Raw genomic sequence first — 22,272 nt, forward strand, 5'->3', positions numbered from 1 at the left:
GCGACAGGGTAGCATACCCTGTCGCACGGCGGCGCTATCAGATGAGATTTTCCGGAGAGACGGTTAACTTGGGATTGAGGCAGCTTTCATAGTATTCCTGGATGTCCGCCATACGGGTACGGTGGCGTTGATAACGCCTGAACGCCTGAATGCCGTTGTAGACCGCGCTCACTATCATTGCCAGCATCAGCAGCGTGGTGCCGAGGTAACGCCACCAGCCGGATTTATCGGGGATACGATGCAGGCTGATATGCTGCGTGCCGTTGGCATCGGTATACACGCTGGTGACAATGCCCTCGGCGCTAAATGGCGTCTGCATGAGCGTTTGCGCCAGACGCTGGAAGGCGCTCCACTGTTCCTGCGCGGGATAGTCATACAGCGGCGTTGACGGCCAGGCCTGATCAACCAGTTCGCTGCCTTCATCGCTGGCGATCAGGAATCCGCCGGGAGCGGGGCTATTCAGCGACTGGGCGGCACGCGCGGTCTCGCGAGAAATAAACGGCGCCGTTGAGGTCGTGACCAGATTTTCCAGCGACTCTGCGCTTACGGGGCGTAGCAGCACGTTGACGCCGTCCAGTTTGCCAGCGTTCGCGCGTTTCACCAGCGCGTTCCAGTCCTTACTGTTACCGAGATTAACCAGCGCATTTTTCAGACGCACGCACTCGTCTTCCGCCGCGCACAAATCAGCGGTTTTCAGAACAATATCGCCAAAGTCATCTAATAATACCATGCCCGATTTTTGGATCGCGGAGCGTAAAGATGCGCTGACGCGCGAGTCGTCTTCGGGTTTTGGATGGAGCTGACGATTTACCGCCTGGCTTAGCGCCATCGCTTTATTCACCAGATCTGATTCCGGCAGCGGTAGCGCAGGCGCGTCATTCCAGATGATTTGCGAGCAATCGAACGGCATAAACGGGGAGTTAGACTGGCCGCTCCAGGTCGCCCCGGAATGAATATTACACATTCCTTTACCGCTCAGGTGCAGCGTATCGCCCACCCGTACGCCAGCCTTTTCAAGCTGTTTTACCGTTGTCGCTTCAATGGTTTGCGCGCCTTTCATCCACGATAGCGTGAACTTGATTGGCATATCCAACGGGATCCAGAACAGCAGCATAAACAACACCAGCAGCGAACCGATAGCAATAACAGTGCTGCGTAACCAGTGCTGCAAGGGAAAGTTTTTCACTTCATCATGCAGGGATAAAAACCGGCCCTGGCGCGCGACATGGCGATCAAGGTAAATATCAATATCCGTTTGTTGCCCAAGATCCTGCGTAATGTAAGGTTGCCAGTGGGCAGGGTAAATAAGGTCGATGATGCCCAGGGAGATATTGTTAATCTGCTCCTGATTATTCTCCCCAAACAGTCCCCAGCGGCGGGGCGTTCCCCGCAGACAGTGAATTTCCCGCAGCGCGCTTTTCGACGGCGGCGCAAAAAGCCCCCAAAGTCCGGCTGCCAGCAGCAGGATAGCGCCGCCTATCATCCACGGTACAAAAACGTCTGGCGTTATCAGACAGAAAAAGAATAACAAAAAGGAGGCGACGATTAACAACGCTTCGCGCAAGCCAGCCGGGCGGCTGAGCGCATATTCTTCGTGGGTCTCCTGACGGATATTCAACAGCTCAATCTGCTCGCTCTCTTCGCCGCGAATCGACGCCTGCGTAGAGGCGGTATTCTGTAGCGCGTAGCCGCGCGACTCCTGCATATACTCTTGCAGCGTATGGCCGTTTAAAGAGATCACCAGCGGCAGCGTATCCGTGAGGATCAGCTCAACGTTGTTTTCATCATTGATGTACTGTTCCCAGAAAGGCGGCAGATGGACTTCGACGGAGTCGAGGTAGTAGCGCCATTTATTAGGATCGTCAGTGGTAATGCCGTAGCGGGTGATGGAGTGGGTCAGTATCACGACACTGTTGCTTTCCGCGTTCAGCGTCAGCGAGATGGGCGCAGCACTGGCGCCTGTCGGCCCCGGAACTTGCTGGATCTGGCTAAGGTTATCGAGATAGTTTTCTACCGCGCTGCGCTCTTCGGGCAACAGTTTACGCGTTTGCGCGTCCTGAAAGGCGCTGATCCACGGTAAACTCCCTCGTCTGGACTTTACCCGGAACCGCCATATTGCCAGTAGAGAGCAGGCCAGCAAAGCAGCTATAAAAATCAGAATGGTGCTCATGCTTTCCCCATCTTACTAAGTCTGTCAGGCGTGGTCAGTCGCACCCTGTCCAATAAACATTTTTCTGTGGTTGGCTATCGGCAAGCGTGGAGTTGAACTTGAGCATTGTAAAGCGCATCCCAGTGAAGGCAAATCATAGCAATACCACCAAAAACGGAATATCAGCAAATTCCTGGAGTTATTTCAACCTATTGACTTTTAATTTGAAATAAGAATTAATTTTTATTACGTTACATAAATGTAAATAAACGGCAATTCGCATTGCCGAAACCGTGCGGTATGTCGCACAATGACCACAGATTACACTGCAAAGATTCTCACAATGAGCAAATCATTACAAAAACCCACCATTCTGAAAGTGGAAACCGTCGCACAATCCCGACTGTTTAACGTAGAAAGCGTGGATCTGGAGTTCAGCAACGGCGTGCGTCGCGTGTATGAACGTATGCGACCATCAACCCGTGAGGCGGTAATGATTGTGCCGATCGTTGATGAGCATCTGATTCTTATTCGTGAGTATGCGGTGGGAACCGAATCCTATGAGCTGGGCTTCTCGAAAGGATTGATCGACCCGGGCGAGACCGTTTTTGAAGCGGCGAACCGGGAGCTCAAAGAAGAGGTCGGGTTTGGCGCGCATAACCTGACCTTCTTAAAAAAACTCAGCATGGCGCCCTCTTATTTTTCCAGCAAAATGAATATCGTGGTGGCGGAAGATCTCTATCCGGAGTCGCTGGAAGGCGACGAGCCTGAGCCATTGCCGCAGGTACGCTGGCCGCTGGCGCATTTAATGGATCTGCTGGAAGACCCCGATTTTAACGAGGCCCGCAACGTCAGCGCGCTGTTTCTGGTACGCGAGTGGTTGAAAGCGCAGGGCCGAATTGCCTGATGGCGCGGCGTTGATCAAGCCAACGGAAAGTTTGTCTCCCCGTTCGCCGTCATCCGCTAAACACAATAAAAAAGGCGCCGGAGCGCCTTTTTTGATCAGAACAGTTCGTGTGTTTCACCATTATCAATAATGGTAGTTCCCACCTCGTGTACCGCCTGTTGTGTCGGCTGCGTGCCTTCGATGAAATACTCTTCACGGCTATTACCGCCGCTCGCCAGTTGTCCGGTACTGCGGTCGATATTCACCGTGACGATGCCCGGCGGCGGCGTTAGCGGCTGTTCCGGCACGCCTTCCAGCACGGCTTTCATATAGGCGTCCCATGCAGGTTGCGCGCTCTTCGCGCCGCCCTCATAGCCGGAGATTTGATCTTTGATCGCGCCGGAAGCGGTGGTGCGGCCTAAATCACGGCGGTGATCGTCAAAGCCGATCCATACGGAAGTGACGACGCCAGGACCATAGCCAGAGAACCATGCGTCTTTCGAGCTGTTGGTCGTACCGGTTTTGCCGCCGATATCGCGACGTTTAAAATCGCGCGCCGCACGCCAGCCGGTACCCATCCAGCCGGGTTCGCCGAAGATATTGGTGTTCAGCGCGCTTTTAATCAGAAACGCCAGCGGCGTATTGATCACATGCGGCGCGTACTCCTGCGTGCCGTTTTGCGCGACCAGCGCCTGGTTTGCCTGTTCCAGCTCAGGCATCGGTACGGCGCTGTTTTGCTGCTCTTGCGAAACCGCGACCTCTTCCACATTGGTGTTTTCCAGCACGTCGGATTTCTGCGTATTGCCGTAAATGACCGGGATATCGCACTCCGGGCAGGCGATTTTCGGTTTCGCTTCGAAGATCACGCCGCCCTGATCGTTCTCAATCTTGCTGATGAAATACGGGTCGATCAGGAAACCGCCGTTCGCCATCACCGCATAACCGCGCGCAACCTGCATCGGCGTGAAGGAGGCGGAGCCCAGCGCCAGCGATTCGGTATGCACGATATTCTGCGCCGGGAAGCCGAAGCGTTGCAGATACTCCGCCGCATAGTCGACGCCCATGGCGCGCATGGCGCGTACCATCACCACGTTTTTCGACTGCCCCAGCCCCTGGCGTAAACGAATCGGTCCGGCGTACTGCGGCGGAGAGTTTTTCGGACGCCAGTCTGAACCTGCCCCGGCGTCCCAGCGGGAAATCGGCACATCGTTGAGCATACTGGCGAGCGTCAGGCCTTTATCCATTGCGGCGGTGTAGAGGAACGGTTTGATGTTCGACCCCACCTGACGCAAAGCTTGCGTCGCGCGGTTAAATTTACTCTGATTAAAATCGAAACCGCCGACCAGCGCCAGTACCGCGCCAGTTTGCGGGTTAAGCGAAACCAGCGCGGAGTTCACTTCCGGTACCTGCGCCAGCCACCAGTCGTTATCCACCTGACGAACCCAGATTTGCTGACCTGTCTGGACGACATCGGTAACTTTACGCGGCGTCGGCCCCTGCTGTGTATCCGAGCGGTAAGGTCGCGCCCAACGCATTCCTTCCATATGTAGCGAAACGGACGTACCGTCGGCAAGCGCAGCGGTCGCCTCTTGCGGATTAGCGCTGGTGACCACGGCGGGAAGCAGCGGTCCGTAGGTCGGCAACGCTTTCAACGTATCGGTAATTTTTTTACTGTCCCACGCTGTTTCGCCCACTTTCCATAGCACATTCGCCGGGCCGCGATAACCGTGGCGCATGTCATAGTCCAGCACGTTATTACGCACCGCCTGTTGCGCGGCCTGCTGCACTTTGCGGGTGATGGTCGTGTAAATACGATAACCATCTTCGTAAGCGCTTTCGCCATAACGGTTATACATTTCCTGGCGCACCATTTCCGACAGATAAGGTGCGGAGAAGGCGATTTCCGGCGCGTGATAATTTGCGTCGATAGGTTCGCTACGGGCCTGATCGTACTGCGCCTGAGTGATATATCCCTCGCTTAACATTCGCGAGAGCACTACGTTACGGCGCGCTATCGCCCGATCCATCGAGTAGAGCGGGTTAAAGGTAGAAGGCGCTTTAGGTAGCCCGGCGATAACCGCCATTTCGCTTAAACTAAGCTGGTCGACCGTCTTACCAAAGTAGACCTGTGCCGCCGCGCCAACGCCATAGGCGCGGTAGCCGAGATAGATCTTGTTCAGATAGAGTTCGAGGATCTCATTTTTATTCAGCAACTGCTCAATACGAATCGCCAGAAACGCTTCCTTGATCTTGCGCATTAGCGTGCGTTCGGGGCTAAGGAAGAAGTTTCGCGCCAGTTGCTGGGTAATGGTACTTGCTCCCTGCGATGCGTGACCGGAGAAGAGCGCGACGCTGGCCGCACGGAAAATACCTACCGGGTCAATGCCGTGATGCTCATAAAAGCGGCTATCTTCGGTGGCGATAAAGGCGTTGATCATTTCCGGCGGAATTTGATCGAGCGTAACGGGAATACGGCGTTTTTCGCCATATTGCGCGATAAGTTCGCCATCCGCGCTGTAAACCTGCATCGGAATTTGCAAACGCACATCTTTCAATGTCGCGACGTCAGGTAGCTGCGGCTCAATATAGCGATAAAGGCCATAAATCGAGCCTGCTCCCAGCAGGATGCAACATACTGCAAGGATCAATAAATACTTTACGAACTTCACTGGAGATTTCCCATTTAGTGTCATTTGGGCAGTTTATAAACAAACGCGCGGTAGTATAAAGGCAAGCCAGACGCATTGATATACCCGTTAACGCGACGGGTGATAAGGAGATCGACCGTTATGGCTTTTAAAACCTGGCAAATAGGATTGCATATTCAGCAGCATGAAGCGCTGGCCATCGCCGTTATTCGCGGCGCATCGGGCTGGTCCCTGCAACGTTGGTGGCGACTGCCGCTAATGAACGCCTCCACGGCAGAGGGTACGATTCCTGACCCGCAATCGCTGGCTCACGTACTGCGACCCTGGAGCCGCGAGCTGCCGCTACGTCACCGTATTTATCTCTCTTTTCCCGCAAATCGGACATTGCAACGCGCTTTTCCACATCCGCCGATGCGTCTGCGGGAACGTGAGCAAGTCGCATGGCTTTCACAAACGATGGCGCGTGAGCTGGATATGGATCCGGACTTATTGCGTTTCGACTTTCAGGACGATGCGCTAAGCCCCGCGTTCAACGTTACCGCCGTGCAAAGCAAAGAAATTTCAGAGCTGTTAACGCTGGCGCAAACGCTCAATGTGCGCATCGCTGCTGTAACGCCCGATGCCTGCGCGCTACAGCGCTTGCTGCCGTTTATACCTTCGGGGCGGCAATGTCTGGTCTGGCGCGATGAGAGCCAGTGGCTGTGGGCGACGCACTATGCGTGGGGGCGTAAATCGGCGCGAGAGGCGATGACGCTGCATGACCTTGCCGCAACATTATCCGTCGTGCCGGAACATATTTCATTATGCGCCGAAGGCGAATTCGACCCCTGGCGCGCCGTAACCGTCCGCCAACCGCCGGTTCCGCCGGACGGTTATCGCTTTGCGATTGCGCTGGGGTTAGCCATAGGGGAGATACGCTGATGGCGCATTCTGTCAATTTGCTCCCCTGGCGGCGCCAACATTACGTAGCGCGTCTGCGGCTGTGGTGCGTGGTATGGGGCGCGTCCCTGCTGCTGATAGCAAGCCTCGCGACGATCGCCCGGTTGGTTTTTTGGCAGGAGGGGAGGATTAACGAGCTGCTACTGACGGCGGAAAACGGACACACGACGGCGCTTGCGGCGAACATACCGCAGTTGCAGCAGCGTCAGCGACAGCAACAGGCGCGATTACAACGTCAGGCGCAGCGTGAACTGACGCAAGCCTGGCAATCTATCTTAACTGACCTTGTCAACCTGTTGCCAGAGCAGGCATGGCTGACAAGCCTCAATTATCAGCAAGAGACGCTAGAGCTGGAAGGGCTGGCGAGAACGTTTGACGCCCTGCTCACGCTTGAGACATCGCTTCGTCACTATGTCAGTTTTCCGCTAAACCGCACGGGCGCCACGCGGCAGGATGCGCAAGGGCGCTGGCAGTTCCATTATCAGTTAACGAGGAGCGCCGCCCGTGAACGCGCTCTTTGATATCTGGTACGGGATGTCGCGCCGTGGTCGGGTTTTTTGTTGGTGTGCAGGCGTGCTGTGCCTGACGCTGACGGTTGCGTTATCTGTGGGCTATCCCGGCTGGAAAACGCTGGATACGCAACAAATGCGGTTAAGCCAGCAGCGCGAGGCCGCCCGGCAACAGTGGCGTCATCTGCGCCGTCTGAGCGTCGCGGCTGAACCGCTTTTCGGGCGCACCGTTGAAAATCCGCGTCCTTTTTCGCCGTTAGATTTCCAGGCGCCTCCCCTGCGTTTGCTGCACTGGCAGCCATCGGCGCAGGGGGGAGAAATGGCGCTGAAAACGTCCTGGGATGCGGTGCCGTCGCTGTTTGTCCGGTTGGCCGAAAGCGAGATGAGCGTAAGTCGGTTTTCATTGCGTAAAGAGGGGGCGGAATTATTGATGACGCTGCAACTGGAGCGACTGGCGAATGAAGGTTAGCCGCGGTGTATTGCTCTGTTTTTGTTTGCTGACGTTGACGGGAATGCGCGATCCCTTCCGCCCGCCGGAAGATCGCTGCCGGATAGCCGAACTCTCGCAGTGGCGATATCAGGGCGCGGTGCGTAAAGGCGAGCGATGGACAGGCATTCTTAAAGACAGCCAGCAAAAATGGCGGCGAGTGGAAGAAGGGCAGATGCTGGAAAACGGTTGGACGATTGTCCGCCTGACGGCGGAAGCCTTAACGTTAACGACCGGTAAAAATTGTGCGCCGCCGCAGTGGCGGTGGTTACGTCAGGGAGCGGACAATGAAGCGATGGATAGCCATAATACTGATAGCCTTGATGCCCGCCGCGCAGGCGGGAAAAGCGGCGAAAGTGACGCTGGTGGTTGATGACGTCCCTGTGGTGCAGGTTTTGCAGGCTTTAGCCGAACAGGAGCGGCAGAATCTGGTGGTGTCGCCGGACGTCAGCGGGACATTATCGCTACATCTGACGGATGTGCCGTGGAAACAGGCGCTTCAGACGGTGGTCAATAGCGCGGGGCTGGTGCTGCGTCAGGAGGGGAATATTCTCCATGTTCATTCACAGGCCTGGCAGAAAGAGCACAGTGCGCAGCAGGATGCCGAGCGGTTAAGGCTTCAGGCTAATTTACCGCTGGAAAATCGCAGCATTAACCTGCAATACGCCGATGCCGGCGAACTGGCGAAAGCGGGCGAGAAACTCCTGAGCGCGAAGGGAACCATCATGGTAGATAAGCGCACCAACCGCCTGCTGTTGCGCGATAACCGCGCGGCCCTGGCGGAGCTGGAAAAATGGGTATCGCAAATGGATCTGCCGGTGGCGCAGGTGGAGCTGGCGGCGCATATCGTCACCATTAACGAAAAGAGTCTACGGGAACTGGGCGTAAAGTGGACTCTGGCTGACGCGACGCAAGCGGGCGCGGTGGGTGACGTGGCGACGCTTTCCAGTGATTTATCCGTCGCCGCCGCCACCTCACGCGTCGGGTTTAACATCGGGCGCATTAACGGACGCTTGCTGGATCTGGAGCTGTCAGCGCTGGAGCAAAAGCAGCAGTTGGATATTATCGCCAGCCCCCGGCTGCTGGCTTCCCATCTGCAGCCAGCCAGTATCAAGCAAGGCAGCGAAATTCCTTATCAGGTTTCCAGCGGCGAAAGCGGCGCGACCTCCGTGGAATTTAAAGAAGCGGTGCTGGGAATGGAGGTGACGCCCACCGTTTTGCAAAAAGGGCGCATCCGCCTGAAGTTACATATCAGCCAGAATGTCCCCGGTCAGGTACTACAACAGGCTGACGGCGAAGTGCTGGCGATAGATAAACAGGAAATTGAAACGCAGGTAGAGGTAAAAAGCGGCGAGACGCTGGCGCTGGGCGGTATTTTTTCGCGAAAAAATAAATCGGGTAGCGATAGCGTGCCGCTGTTGGGGGATATTCCCTGGCTTGGTCAGCTCTTCCGCCATGACGGTAAAGAGGACGAGCGACGCGAATTAGTGGTGTTTATCACCCCCAGACTGGTGGCGACAGAATAATTTATGCATAAAAAAGCGCTGTTTTTGCACTGAACGCATCTGCGGGATTTGACGTGCGGATGTATTTAGCATACAAGGAGTACCGATTTGAGAGTCGTGCTTTTCGTTGCTTACGCATTGATTAATGCGCTTTGCCTTGCCGAAGGTGTGCATAAGACCGATGATAAACGGCTGAATGTCCGCTGATGCAGACGTATTGGTTCTGCGGATTGCGCGCAATTGTTTGAAAGTAGAGCAATTTGTAGGCCGGATATGTTGTTCTGGTCGCCATTCGGCAACGCTAACTCGGGTTTTGCAACAATCAGGCTTGGTGATTTATTCAGTTGCCAAACCCGCTTGAGTATTGAGATAATTTTCAGTCTGACTCTCGCAATATCTTATGAGGTTTCAGTTCATGTCCTGCTGCGCTGGGTGTCTGTGAAGCGGGTTTACCATTAACGAATAGTCTTAGTAGTACCGAAAAAATGGCAGAGAAACGCAATATCTTTCTGGTTGGGCCTATGGGTGCCGGAAAAAGCACTATTGGGCGCCAGTTAGCTCAACAACTCAATATGGAATTTTACGATTCTGATCAAGAGATTGAGAAACGAACCGGAGCTGATGTGGGCTGGGTCTTCGATGTTGAAGGTGAAGACGGCTTCCGTAATCGTGAAGAAAAAGTTATCAACGAATTGACGGAAAAACAGGGTATTGTGCTGGCAACCGGCGGTGGCTCTGTAAAATCGCGTGAAACGCGTAACCGTCTCTCCGCGCGTGGCGTCGTGGTCTACCTTGAAACGACCATCGAAAAACAACTGGCGCGCACGCAGCGTGATAAAAAACGCCCGCTGTTGCAGGTTGAAGCACCGCCTCGCGAAGTTCTGGAAGCGCTGGCTAACGAACGCAATCCGCTGTACGAAGAGATTGCCGACGTCACCATTCGCACCGACGATCAAAGCGCTAAGGTTGTGGCAAACCAGATTATTCATATGCTGGAAAGCAACTAATTCAAGCAGAATACGCTGGGTAAGCGGGCACAAGTAACTAAGGTGGATGTCGCGTCATGGAGAGGATTACAGTCACTCTCGGGGAACGTAGTTACCCGATCACCATCGCGGCTGGTTTGTTTAACGAACCAGCTTCATTCTTGCCGCTGAAATCAGGCGATCAGGTCATGTTAGTGACCAACGAAACCCTGGCGCCGCTTTATCTGGACAAGGTTCGCGGCGTACTCGAACGGGCGGGCGTTAACGTAGACAGCGTGATTCTTCCTGACGGCGAGCAGTATAAGAGCCTGACGGTGCTGGATACGGTGTTTACGGCGTTACTGAAAAAACCGCATGGTCGTGATACCACTCTGGTCGCGCTTGGCGGCGGCGTGATTGGCGATCTCACCGGTTTTGCGGCGGCCAGCTACCAGCGAGGCGTACGTTTCATCCAGGTACCAACTACCTTACTGTCGCAGGTTGATTCTTCCGTGGGCGGGAAAACCGCCGTCAACCATCCCCTTGGCAAAAACATGATTGGCGCGTTTTACCAACCCGCTTCTGTGGTTGTCGATCTTGATTGCCTGAAAACGCTTCCCGCACGCGAACTGGCATCGGGGCTGGCAGAGGTGATCAAATACGGCATTATACTCGACGCAGACTTCTTCACCTGGCTTGAGGGTAATCTGGATGCGCTATTGCGTCTGGACGGCCCGGCGATGGCGTACTGTATTCGCCGTTGTTGCGAGCTGAAAGCCGAAGTTGTTGCCGCCGACGAGCGTGAAGCGGGCTTACGTGCTTTACTGAATCTTGGACATACCTTTGGCCACGCCATTGAAGCGGAAATGGGATATGGCAATTGGTTACATGGTGAAGCCGTTGCCGCAGGTATAGTGATGGCTGCGCGCGCATCCGAGCGTTTGGGGCAGTTCAGTTCTGCTGATACGCAGCGCATCATCGCGCTACTCGAACGGGCCGGGTTGCCAGTCAATGGCCCTTGCGAGATGTCCGCGCAGGACTATTTGCCGCACATGCTGCGAGATAAAAAAGTGTTAGCGGGGGAGCTGCGTTTAGTGCTTCCGCTGGCCATAGGGAAAAGTGAAGTGCGCGGCGGAGTGTCGCACGAAGTCGTTCTTAGCGCGATTGCTGACTGTCAGCAGGCGTAACAACAAGAAAGGTCAGACTGATATTGCGTAGCTGTCAGTCTTTTAGCTTCAGGTTATGTGCAATGTCGTAAGCATTAACCTTTGAGTGGGGTGTTAAATGGATGAATTCAAACCAGAAGACGAGCTGAAACCCGATCCCAGCGATCGTCGTACTGGTCGTTCTCGTCAATCTTCAGAACGCGATAGTGAACCGCAGATCAACTTTGATGACGTTGATCTGGATGCCGACGATCGCCGTCCGACGCGTACGCGTAAAGCGCGTAGTGAAGAACCTGAAGTTGAAGAAGAGTACGAATCCGATGAAGACGATACGGTGGACGAAGAGCGTGTTGAACGCCGCCCACGTAAGCGTAAAAAAGCGGCCCATAAGCCAGCCTCTCGTCAGTACATGATGATGGGCGTTGGCGTACTGGTGCTGCTGCTGTTGATTATCGGTATCGGCTCCGCGCTGAAAGCCCCCTCAACGTCTTCCAGCGAGCCGTCGGCCTCTGGCGAAAAGAGTATCGATCTTTCCGGTAACGCCGCCGACCAGGCGAATGCGACCCAGCCTGCGCCGGGCGCCACCTCCGCAGAACAAACCGCGGGCAATACGTCGCAGGATATTTCGTTGCCGCCGATTTCTTCAACGCCGACGCAGGGACAGTCGCCTGTGGTCGCTGACGGTCAGCAGCGCGTGGAAGTGCAGGGCGATCTGAATAATGCGCTGACGCAGAATCCAGAGCAGATGAACAATGTTGCGGTGAACTCTACGTTGCCGACAGAGCCTGCAACCGTCGCGCCAGTTCGCAATGGCAGCACGACGCGTCAGGCGGCGGTTAGCGAACCTACTGAGCGTCATACCACGCGTCCGGAACGTAAACAGGCCGTCATTAAACCTAAGAAACCGCAGACCACGGCGAAAACCACGACTGCGGAACCGAAGAAACCGGTCGCGCCAGTGAAACGCACGGAACCGGCAGCGCCGGCCGCGACGCCGAAAGCGACCACCACGACGCCTGTCGCAGGCGGCGGGAAAAGCGCCGGCAACGTTGGCGCATTAAAGAGCGCGCCATCCAGCCACTACACATTGCAGCTCAGTAGTTCTTCAAATTACGACAACCTGAACGGTTGGGCGAAGAAAGAGAACCTGAAAAATTATGTGGTATACGAGACGACGCGTAATGGACAACCGTGGTATGTGCTGGTAACGGGGATGTATGCTTCGAAAGAAGATGCTAAACGTGCGGTGTCCACCTTACCTGCCGATGTGCAGGCGAAAAACCCGTGGGCAAAACCGTTGCATCAGGTTCAGGCCGATCTGAAATAATCCAGGCTGTGTCCTGCAATTGCCTGTGAGTGTCGCTGACAGCTATTTTTGTTCAGGACAGGCGCGAGGGGCGCATTTGCTACCGTCAAATGCGCCGTAAAGCAACGCGGCACAGCCTAAAGCGCAGGATGCTGTCGGAGCTTTCTCCACAGCCGGAGAAGGTGTAATTAGTTAGTCAGCATGAAAAAAAATCGCGCTTTTTTGAAGTGGGCAGGGGGAAAATACCCTCTGCTTGATGATATCAAACGACATTTGCCAAAAGGCGAGTGCCTTGTCGAACCTTTTGTGGGTGCCGGATCGGTGTTTCTTAACACCGACTTTTCTCGTTATATCCTCGCCGATATCAACAGCGACCTTATTAGCCTCTATAACATCGTGAAGTTACGTACTGACGAGTACGTACAGGCTTCGCGCGAGCTGTTTATGCCTGAAACTAACCAGGCTGAGGTCTATTACCAACTCCGTGAGGAGTTCAACACCTGCCAGGACCCCTTTCGTCGGGCGGTACTGTTTTTATATCTGAACCGCTACGGTTATAACGGACTCTGTCGCTATAACTTACGCGGGGAATTTAATGTACCGTTTGGTCGTTATAAAAGACCTTACTTCCCGGAAGCGGAGTTGTACCACTTTGCAGAAAAAGCGCAGAATGCGTTCTTTTACTGTGAGTCATACGCAGACAGTATGGCGCGTGCGGACAAGTCGTCGGTGGTCTATTGCGATCCGCCTTATGCGCCGTTGTCCGCCACGGCTAACTTCACAGCGTATCACACCAATAGTTTTAGCCTGACGCAACAAGCGCATCTGGCGGAAATCGCTGAGAATCTGGTCAGTAACCGGATACCGGTGCTCATTTCCAACCATGATACGGCGCTCACACGCGAGTGGTATCAACTCGCAAAATTGCATGTCGTCAAAGTTAGACGCAGTATAAGCAGCAACGGCGGCACACGTAAAAAGGTGGACGAACTGCTGGCTCTGTACCAACCAGGAGTCGCAACGCCTGCAAGAAAATAATTCTCAAGGAGAAGCGGATGAAACAGTATTTGATTGCCCCCTCAATTCTGTCGGCTGATTTTGCTCGCCTGGGTGAAGACACCGCCAAAGCGCTGGCTGCCGGTGCTGATGTTGTACACTTTGACGTCATGGATAATCACTATGTGCCGAACCTGACTATCGGCCCGATGGTGCTGAAATCCCTGCGTCAGTACGGTATTACCGCGCCTATTGATGTCCACCTGATGGTCAAGCCAGTCGACCGTATCGTGCCCGACTTTGCCGCCGCTGGCGCGAGCATCATTACCTTTCACCCGGAAGCCTCCGAACATGTTGACCGCACGCTACAGCTGATTAAAGAACACGGCTGTAAAGCGGGGCTGGTATTCAACCCGGCAACGCCGCTCAGTTATCTCGATTACGTCATGGACAAACTGGATGTGATCCTGCTGATGTCCGTGAACCCAGGCTTCGGCGGCCAGTCTTTTATTCCGCAGACGCTGGATAAACTGCGCGAAGTGCGTCGCCGCATTGATGCGTCCGGTTACGACATTCGCCTGGAAGTGGACGGCGGCGTGAAGGTGAACAATATCGGCGAGATCGCCGCAGCAGGTGCGGACATGTTTGTTGCGGGGTCGGCAATTTTCGATAAACCCGACTACAAAAAAGTAATTGATGAAATGCGCAGTGAGCTGGCAAAGGTAACTCATGGATAAGTTACAGAATATTCGGGGCGTCGCCTTTGATCTTGACGGCACGCTGGTGGATAGCGCGCCGGGTCTTGCCGCGGCGGTGGATATGGCGCTGTATGCGCTGGAACTGCCGGTCGCGGGCGAGGAGCGCGTGATTACCTGGATTGGTAACGGCGCAGACGTATTGATGGAACGCGCGCTGACCTGGGCTCGCGAGGAGCGCGCCACGCTGCGTAAGACGATGGGGAAACCGCCCGTTGATGAAGATATTCCTGCCGAGGAACAGGTACGCATTCTGCGTAAACTGTTCGACAGGTATTATGGCGAAGTGGCGGAAGAAGGCACTTTTTTATTTCCGCATGTCGCCGACACGCTGGGCGCGCTGAACGCCAGCGGATTGTCATTAGGTCTGGTGACGAATAAGCCGACGCCGTTCGTCGCGCCGTTGCTGGAATCGCTTGATATCGCCAAATACTTTAGTGTGGTTATCGGCGGCGATGATGTGCAAAATAAGAAGCCGCATCCGGAGCCGCTGTTGCTGGTGGCAAGCCGGCTGGGCATGATGCCGGAGCAGATGCTTTTTGTCGGCGATTCGCGTAATGATATTCAGGCTGCAAAAGCGGCGGGCTGCCCTTCGGTTGGCCTGACATACGGCTACAATTATGGCGAAGCGATCGCTCTTAGCGAGCCGGACGTCATTTATGACAGTTTTAACGATCTTTTGCCCGCACTTGGGCTTCCGCATAGCGATAACCAGGAAATAAAAAATGACTAAGCCCATCGTTTTTAGTGGCGCACAGCCCTCAGGTGAATTGACCATTGGCAACTATATGGGGGCATTGCGTCAGTGGGTAAACATGCAGGATGACTATCATTGCATCTACTGCATCGTAGACCAACATGCTATTACCGTGCGTCAGGACGCGCAGCAGCTACGTAAAGCGACGCTGGATACGCTGGCGCTGTACCTGGCATGTGGTATTGATCCTGAAAAGAGCACTATTTTCGTTCAGTCCCATGTGCCGGAGCATGCGCAGCTTGGCTGGGCGCTGAACTGCTATACCTATTTCGGCGAGCTGAGCCGTATGACGCAGTTTAAAGATAAATCTGCGCGCTATGCGGAAAACATTAACGCCGGCCTGTTTGATTACCCGGTGTTGATGGCGGCAGACATCCTGTTGTACCAAACCAATCTGGTGCCGGTAGGCGAAGATCAGAAGCAGCATCTGGAACTGAGCCGCGATATCGCCCAGCGTTTTAATGGGCTGTATGGCGATATTTTCAAAGTACCGGAACCGTTTATTCCAAAATCCGGCGCGCGCGTGATGTCGCTGCTGGAGCCGACGAAGAAAATGTCCAAATCGGACGATAACCGTAATAACGTGATCGGCCTGCTGGAAGATCCGAAATCGGTAGTGAAGAAAATCAAACGTGCGGTCACTGACTCCGACGAGCCGCCGGTAGTGCGTTATGATGTGAAAGAAAAAGCGGGTGTCTCTAACCTGCTGGATATTCTTTCCGCCGTGACCGGTCAGAGCATTCCTGAACTGGAAAAACAGTTTGAAGGTAAAATGTATGGCCATTTGAAAGGCGAAGTGGCGGAGGCTGTTTCCGGAATGCTGTCTGAGTTGCAGGAGCGCTATCACCGTTTCCGCAACGACGAAGCGTTCTTGCAGAAGGTGATGAAAGACGGGGCGGAAAAAGCCAGCGCACGTGCGGCCGAAACGCTGAAAGCCGTTTACGAAGCAATTGGCTTTGTGGCGAAACCGTAACGGTAATTGCTTGCCCGATGGCGATGGCTTATCGGGCCTACAAACGAGCGTAAGTTGGACAAGGCACCTGTGCCGTACCGTTTATCAGACCTGTAAAAAAACCGGGAAAATCCCGGTTTTTTTGTATCTGCGCAGTCGTTTCTATTATTGATCGGCAGCCGGGCCGCAACCGCCAATAATTTTAGAAATAGAAATTGCAGGGTGCAGCAAATAATCGTAGCTGCAGTTATTTTTTTTGTTTTCGATATGACCAGTACAAGCAGTGAGCGTCGCCAGAACCCCTGCCACAACGGCAATTTTTACAAATTTAAACATTTCAAAATCCTTGTTGATAAAACGAGCACTACTGGTGGAATAAATATAAGATCTATTTAGCGTATAGTACGATAGCAATTAATGAATCATCCAGGTAGTCCAAATAAGGACTTTATCTTTACCAGGGGATATGATTTAAAAAGGCCGCTTAATAATAAGCGGCCTGTATTAGTGTTATATAATGTCGTTTATTTAACGAAATGTTTTCTTAACGTTAAGCATAAAGCCTTTATCGCTGATACCGTCTTCCTTCCACTGGTAGGCATCCAGATGTAGCGCGGTATCATTGCTGCTGTATTTCACGCCGATGGTTGCCAGACCATTAACGCCGCCGCCTTTTTGACCGTCATCCACGCCGAACGATTGACCCGCCGCACCCTGTAATGACGCTGTACGCTGGCTCTTGCTGTAGCTCAGGTTCGGGCCACCTTCCAGGGTAGCGGTGGCGCTCCAGCCGTCTTTCCCGGCGTAATCCAGCTTCAGGCCGACAATAGAGTCTACCGCCGTTTCGTTGCCAGAGTTCATCGACAGGTTAAAATCTCCGGCGCTGCGCTCTTTGTAGCCATCTTCCATGGTGTGACGGAATTTCACCCCGGCATACGGCGTGACTTTCAGCGCATTGCCCATCATGGTGAAAGTTTTCGCCCCTTCACTGCGAAACTCAAGGTACTGCTGACGCATGTCGGAATCGGCAATTTTGTTGACATCGCCATAGGCAACAGAACGGCTGCTGTCGAGGTTATGCACGTCATAGCGTAGGCTGTTGTTCCACGCCAGACCTTCATCAAACGCCATGCTGTGCTTCAGGCCAAAGAACTGGCTGTAGCCGCCTGTCAGGCCGTTATCGCCCGCAGTTTTCGAACCGTCGCCATCCAGACGCGCAATACCGTACTCCAGCGTCAGATTCTGGCTGGCGGTGAGATCCAACGTCTGGCGTAATGCCAGCATGTCGTACTGGGTGTCGTTGCCCAGCTCCGCACGTGGGTCGCCTTTCGCCACCACGTTGAACGCCAGACCATCTTTAATTTGCGGCGCGGCGTCGGCCAGCATGGTAAAGCGGTTGCTGAGTACACGCGCTTCACGGAATACCGTGGTGGCTTGAGCACCGTTCACCTGCTTGAGTGCGCTGTTCAGCTCGGCGGTAGTCCCCACATTAAGGCTGGTGTACAGCTCGTTGTTGGTGTAACCGGCGTCCAGCGCCTGCGCCACGTCGCTTACCGAGCTGTCGGTCGCCACATCGGCATAGGCGTTTTTGGTCATGGTGACGTCAACGTTGCCGTCGGCATCCTGGCTACCCTGGGCGTTCCACACCACGCTGGTGGAAGTGATGTTGTCCGCGCCCTGGATATTGCTGCCGGTGAAGGCGTTATCCACCACCACGGTGGTATCCGCCGTACCGCTGGTAAAGCCGGTATCCACCTTCACGTTGTCGCCAATCACCAGGTTATTGGCTTTCAGCGTACCGGAACTACCGTCGGCGTTGGTGCCAACAATATAGTTGGAGAGCTGCTGTGGCGCGTTGGGATCCTCTGGCGGCGTCGGGATGCTGCCCTCGGTCGGGGCGGTAGTCGCATCCGGAATAGCGATGTCCGCTGTCCCGTTATGGTCGTTCTGCGTACCCGTAGTACCCGGCGCGTAGATGTCGCAGCCGCTGTCGCACAGCAGGTTGATTTCGCCGTTGTTGATGATGGCTTTGGTCGTGCCGCCAAACGCATACGAGTCATCCGCGTAAACGTTAATCACGCCGTCTGCGGTGTTATTTATGGTGGTGGCATTACCGTTGCCTTTGATGCCGATAAGCCCGGTGCCGTTGGTGCCGTCCTCCTTGCCCTGCTCGGTACCGACGTTGATGGTGCCGCTATTGACCAGGTTAATGACATAACTGCTGGTGCCGCCGCTAATCGCCACGGCGTTATCGCCCTGCACGTTGATAGTGCCCTGGTTGCCGAAGTTATAGCCGCGGCCCAAATTGATTAGCGGCGCATCCGGGTTAATACCGTTAATCACGCCGGTTGCGGTGTTCCAGATCCATTTGGGGTCATTGCTGCCGTTGACCGTGGTGATGGCGCTGTAACCGTTAGTGGCGGTGATGGTGCCGCTGTTCACCTGGGTCAGCGAATCGTTGGCGCGCGTCAGATTGATGATGGTGTTCTCGCCGCCTTCCACCGCGCTGCCGCTGTTGGTAAGCGTTGCGTCCTCTTCGTTATAGAAATAGAAGCTGCCGCTGACCAGCGATTTGCCATCTTCCGCCACCGTCATATCGCCAGTATTGACGATTTCCTGCTGGTAGCTGGTGCCCGCTATGGAGCCGGTGAAATCGCCGTTATTGTAAAAAGTGACGTCGCCATTAAGGGTTAACAGATCGGTGGTGATGCTGCCGTCCGCTTCATTAAAGAGGCTGTGCCAGGTGGAAATAGCGTCCGCGTCCAGCGTCCCGTAGTTAGCCAGCGCGTTAGCCCCGCCGTTAATCGTCACGGTGCCGTTGACGGTGAGCGAGGCGCCCGCTTCGTTGTACAGCCAGCCCCCGTTAACGTCCACATCGCCGTTCAGGGTTTCAGTACCGTAGTTGGCCAGCGTACCGGCGGTGAAGAAACCTGTGTCGGAGGTCCTGGTGTCGCTGTCGCCGCTGCCGGGCAGAGACTGAATCCAGATTTTGTCCGTTGGCGTGCCGCCCATGTGTGAATCAGTATCATCCATCGGGCTGCCGTTAAGGTTGATAGAGCCGTTATTGATGATGTAGCTGGAACTGTCGCTCAGAAACGCCTGGCCGTAATCGGAGTCGATGTTAATCACGCCGCTGGTGTCGTTGATGACGACGCCGCCGTTGAGCGCCGCCATCCCGACCAGCTCGTCTGCCTGACCGGTCACGCCGTCATCGGCGGTCAGGGTGATCACGCCCTGGTTAATGGCGGTGCCGCCATTAAGCGCCATCATGCCGAACCCGGCGTTGTTGACGGTAATGTTGCCGGTGTTGATGGCGGTGGCGTCGCCATCGGCATCGGTGGAACCCGCCACCATTCCTGAGCTGGTGAGATAGAGCGATGATGGCTGCCAGTAGCTGGTGCTGGTGATGTTATTTTCATCGTCCAGCGTCGGGACAAGGCCATCCAGATAGATATTGCCTTCGTTTAGTGCTTTACCTCGGCTGGCGGTAACGCCATATACACCTGCCCCCTGCAAATGGATCGTGGCGCCCTCATCGTTAACGACATCGCCATAATCCGAAGCCATCATGGCGTAAAAGGTGTGGGTGTACCATTTCAATGGGTATACTTCAATACCGCCACTGCCCTGCGGCGTCTGATCAGAAATGAGGGTGATATCGCCGCCGGCTTTGTTATGAACAGCCGATCCCTCGCCACTAGCCCTTGTGATGGCTGCACGATCCTCACTACTGTTGCTACTGGTCGCGTAGACCAGAATATCTCCGCTGTTGCTGACTTCCGAGCCGTTATCTGCGCGAATGACGGAATACACGCCATGGCTTGTAATATCGCCTTTATTTTCAATTGATGTGCCTTCGCCATCAGCCATCAGCAACGCGTTGTAGGTGTAATAGCCTGTGGGTATATAACTGACATTAACGTCAACAACCGAGTCATCATCCAGAATCAGGGAGCCGCCGTTGTTGACCCGCGCCAGTACAACGTGACCTCCCACTACCGTGTTGGTATCAATGGTAGAATGACCGTTTAGCGTAACGGTACTGTTACCGCTGACGCTGATGCCGGTAATGTCTGCAGAGGTTCCATCAAGTGGATCCTCGCTGTGGGTGATATTAATACCGCCGTCAATCTCAACGTCGTTATCATCACCTGTTACGCTCAGGCCAACAACGTCCAGGTATTGTCCGCCGGTGGCGGACAGATCGTTGTCATCAATATTCAGCGCGCCATTAAGGGTAACGGTATTGCCGTTACCGCCGACGACAACGCCGGTTAACGGGGGAGCCCCGGCAGCCAGATCATCCTGCCCGTAGTCGGCGCTGATATTTACGTTGCCGGTGATATCAACGGCGTTGCTGTCGCCGCTCACGCTCACCCCTGTCGCTGAGCTAAACACGCCTTCGCTGTCCTGGACTGAGACAACGTTAATATCGCCATCCAGCGTAACCTGCGACATATCGCCGCTCACCAGCGCGCCGGTGCCGTTAAGGCTGACGTCAATATCCCCTTTGTTTTTGAAGGTGTTTTTTTCGCCTGCAACCACAAAACCCACCGAGTCCGCATCACGCACGGTGGCGTTGCCGGTATTTTTTGCTTCATTTCCGGTGCCGTAGGTGATGATGCCCATCGCGCCGTCGGTGACCAGCAGATCGCCCGCCTGGGTCAGGCTGCCGTTGTCGCCGTTGATAATCACGGCGGCAGAGCCCGCGCCATCCACCGCGATATCACCGGTATTGGTGGTATGGGCGTCGTCGCCGTCAATGCGCGTACCGACGGCGCCGCCGGAGATAGTCTGATTACCTTCGTTGATAACGAGCGCGTTGTCGCCTTCGATATACAGCGCCGTGGCGTCTGCGCCGCTGACGGTAGTGCTCCCGGCGTTATCGATAACCACGTTGTCGCCGGTAATGTGGCCGCCGGTGCCGCCGTCGGTGATGGTCATATCACCGTCATTGTTGACGCGGGCGTTATTGCCGTCAATGACGGTGCCGGTGGAGCCTGCGCCGCTGATGTTAGAGGTACCGGTATTCTTAATCGTGGCGTTGTCGCCGTCGATGATGATGGCGGTGCCGCCGCCGCTCACGGCAATGTCACCGGCGAAATTAGTGGTGGTGCCGTTGCCGGAAATCAGCGCGCCGGTGGCGTTGTCCACCGTGGAGTGGCCCGAAATGGTGTTGGTGGTGCCGTCACCGGAGATAACCATGCCGGTGGCGCCGTCGGTCACACTGGAGTCCCCGGTGAGCGTGTTGACGGTTCGATCGCCGGAAATAATCACGCCGGTGCGATCCTGGCCGCTGATATCCATGCCGCGATCGGAATTATGCGCCTGGTCATTGCCACTGATAACGGTGGTTTTATCGTCGGCAATAATCAGATAGCCACGGCTGTCGTACTTCCAGTAGAGACCGTTTTCCTGGGTGCCTTCAATCACGGCGGCATTGGCGTCGGTCACGTCCCAGCCGGTGACGTTCAGCGTTTTACCGTCTGCGGTGGTGAGCTGCCACTGGTTGTCCGGTTCTGAATAATTCCACACGGCACCTTCGAGAACGCTGCCGCTATCCAGTTTGAAGCTATCGAAGGCCAGGGTGTCTTTGCCTTTATCGATGGTGACGCCGTTGCTGAAGGTAGTAACAGAGTCATCTGGGGGCGTGTCGTCGTCATCGCCGCTATCGTCGGGCGGGGTCACATCGTCATCGCCGCTATCGTCGGGCGGGGTTACATCGTCATCGCCGCTATCGTCGGGCGGGGTTACATCGTCATCGCCGCTATCGTCGGGTGGGGTCACATCATCATCGCCGCCATCGTCAGGCGGGGTGACGTTGCCGCCATCGTCAGGCGGGGTAACGTCGCCGCCATTATCGGGCGTAGGGGGGGTATAAGAATGATTAGAATCTCCGCCACCGTTATTTTCAACGCCAATAGCCACACCTGCGACCAGTGCAGCAACGCCGCCAGCAACCCAGCCCCAGTGATTATCATTTTCAGGTGTAGCAAGGCAGGTCGGTGAGAGTTTTGCGCGTTTTTCTTTAGGCAGGGAGGAGATATTACTGGGACATTCTTTTTCATCATCGTTATTTTCTGCGGCGATGGCCGGAATGTAATAACTTTGTAGCGTTAAAGCGATAGCGATAGAAATAAGTTTTTTCTTTTGCATAGGGTTCATCCTTAATTAATATTTTCCTTGCGTGCATAAACATATGCAGAGAGCGATACAGGCAATGATGAAATGGCCAGAAGAAAAATTATGCTT

17 protein-coding genes are annotated in these 22,272 nt (G+C 54.7%); 13 read left to right on the forward strand and 4 right to left on the reverse strand.

Going from position 1 to position 22,272, the window contains the following annotated elements:
• Positions 1–37: 37 nt before the first annotated feature.
• Positions 38–2,170, reverse strand: coding sequence for an intracellular growth attenuator protein IgaA (gene igaA, locus ACLJRU_RS07255; RefSeq protein WP_023235338.1), 2,133 nt, complete (start codon positions 2,168–2,170; stop codon positions 38–40).
• 322 nt (positions 2,171–2,492) lie between these two features.
• On the opposite strand from igaA, the gene nudE reads away from it, so the two are divergent.
• Positions 2,493–3,056, forward strand: coding sequence for an ADP compounds hydrolase NudE (gene nudE / locus ACLJRU_RS07260; protein ID WP_000045725.1), 564 nt, complete (start codon positions 2,493–2,495; stop codon positions 3,054–3,056).
• A 95-nt stretch (positions 3,057–3,151) separates the two neighbouring features.
• Here nudE and mrcA read toward each other — a convergent pair whose 3' ends face one another.
• Positions 3,152–5,704, reverse strand: coding sequence for a peptidoglycan glycosyltransferase/peptidoglycan DD-transpeptidase MrcA (gene mrcA / locus ACLJRU_RS07265; RefSeq protein WP_001541017.1), 2,553 nt, complete (start codon positions 5,702–5,704; stop codon positions 3,152–3,154).
• Positions 5,705–5,824: 120 nt separating this feature from the next.
• Here mrcA and ACLJRU_RS07270 point away from each other — a divergent pair, with 120 nt between their 5' ends.
• The 12 genes from ACLJRU_RS07270 to trpS all read left to right on the forward strand — a co-directional run bounded on the left by ACLJRU_RS07270 (position 5,825) and on the right by trpS (position 16,041).
• Positions 5,825–6,604, forward strand: coding sequence for a hypothetical protein (locus ACLJRU_RS07270; RefSeq protein ID WP_000874745.1), 780 nt, complete (start codon positions 5,825–5,827; stop codon positions 6,602–6,604).
• Complete coding sequence (locus ACLJRU_RS07275) at positions 6,604–7,143, forward strand: PilN domain-containing protein (protein WP_001541015.1); 540 nt, start codon at positions 6,604–6,606, stop codon at positions 7,141–7,143. Before ACLJRU_RS07270 ends, ACLJRU_RS07275 begins: the two co-directional genes overlap by 1 nt.
• Positions 7,127–7,600, forward strand: coding sequence for a hypothetical protein (locus tag ACLJRU_RS07280; RefSeq protein ID WP_000992483.1), 474 nt, complete (start codon positions 7,127–7,129; stop codon positions 7,598–7,600). Before ACLJRU_RS07275 ends, ACLJRU_RS07280 begins: the two co-directional genes overlap by 17 nt.
• A complete protein-coding gene (locus ACLJRU_RS07285) occupies positions 7,590–7,991 on the forward strand; it encodes a HofP DNA utilization family protein (RefSeq protein WP_000868830.1) in 402 nt (133 codons plus the stop codon). Before ACLJRU_RS07280 ends, ACLJRU_RS07285 begins: the two co-directional genes overlap by 11 nt.
• Positions 7,906–9,144 (forward strand): DNA uptake porin HofQ, encoded by a 1,239-nt coding sequence (gene hofQ, locus ACLJRU_RS07290; RefSeq protein WP_001541012.1) that lies wholly within the window; start codon positions 7,906–7,908, stop codon positions 9,142–9,144. The genes ACLJRU_RS07285 and hofQ overlap by 86 nt, the downstream gene beginning before the upstream one ends.
• A 464-nt stretch (positions 9,145–9,608) precedes the next feature.
• Positions 9,609–10,130, forward strand: coding sequence for a shikimate kinase AroK (gene aroK, locus ACLJRU_RS07295; protein ID WP_000818621.1), 522 nt, complete (start codon positions 9,609–9,611; stop codon positions 10,128–10,130).
• Between the two features lie 56 nt (positions 10,131–10,186).
• Positions 10,187–11,275, forward strand: coding sequence for a 3-dehydroquinate synthase (gene aroB, locus ACLJRU_RS07300; RefSeq protein ID WP_000439824.1), 1,089 nt, complete (start codon positions 10,187–10,189; stop codon positions 11,273–11,275).
• A 97-nt stretch (positions 11,276–11,372) separates the two neighbouring features.
• Positions 11,373–12,581, forward strand: coding sequence for a cell division protein DamX (damX, locus tag ACLJRU_RS07305; RefSeq protein ID WP_187790637.1), 1,209 nt, complete (start codon positions 11,373–11,375; stop codon positions 12,579–12,581).
• A 180-nt stretch (positions 12,582–12,761) separates the two neighbouring features.
• Positions 12,762–13,598 (forward strand): adenine-specific DNA-methyltransferase, encoded by an 837-nt coding sequence (dam, locus tag ACLJRU_RS07310; RefSeq protein WP_000742132.1) that lies wholly within the window; start codon positions 12,762–12,764, stop codon positions 13,596–13,598.
• A gap of 17 nt (positions 13,599–13,615) precedes the next feature.
• Positions 13,616–14,293: a ribulose-phosphate 3-epimerase gene (rpe, locus tag ACLJRU_RS07315; RefSeq protein ID WP_000816284.1), complete on the forward strand. Its 678-nt coding sequence runs from the start codon at positions 13,616–13,618 to the stop codon at positions 14,291–14,293.
• A complete protein-coding gene (gene gph / locus ACLJRU_RS07320; RefSeq protein WP_000359654.1) occupies positions 14,286–15,044 on the forward strand; it encodes a phosphoglycolate phosphatase in 759 nt (252 codons plus the stop codon). The genes rpe and gph overlap by 8 nt, the downstream gene beginning before the upstream one ends.
• Positions 15,037–16,041 carry a tryptophan--tRNA ligase gene (gene trpS, locus ACLJRU_RS07325; RefSeq protein ID WP_000165562.1) on the forward strand — a complete coding sequence of 335 codons (1,005 nt, stop codon included), beginning with the start codon at positions 15,037–15,039 and terminating at the stop codon, positions 16,039–16,041. The genes gph and trpS overlap by 8 nt, the downstream gene beginning before the upstream one ends.
• Positions 16,042–16,185: 144 nt before the next feature.
• Here trpS and ACLJRU_RS07330 read toward each other — a convergent pair whose 3' ends face one another.
• Complete coding sequence (locus tag ACLJRU_RS07330; RefSeq protein WP_000472323.1) at positions 16,186–16,356, reverse strand: YhfL family protein; 171 nt, start codon at positions 16,354–16,356, stop codon at positions 16,186–16,188.
• Between the two features lie 192 nt (positions 16,357–16,548).
• Positions 16,549–22,185, reverse strand: coding sequence for an autotransporter adhesin BigA (bigA, locus tag ACLJRU_RS07335; protein WP_374194426.1), 5,637 nt, complete (start codon positions 22,183–22,185; stop codon positions 16,549–16,551).
• Positions 22,186–22,272 lie beyond the last annotated feature (87 nt).

Origin of the sequence: Salmonella sp. SAL00653 (assembly GCF_046552515.1) — a bacterium.
Classification (GTDB): Bacteria; Pseudomonadota; Gammaproteobacteria; order Enterobacterales; family Enterobacteriaceae; genus Salmonella; species Salmonella enterica.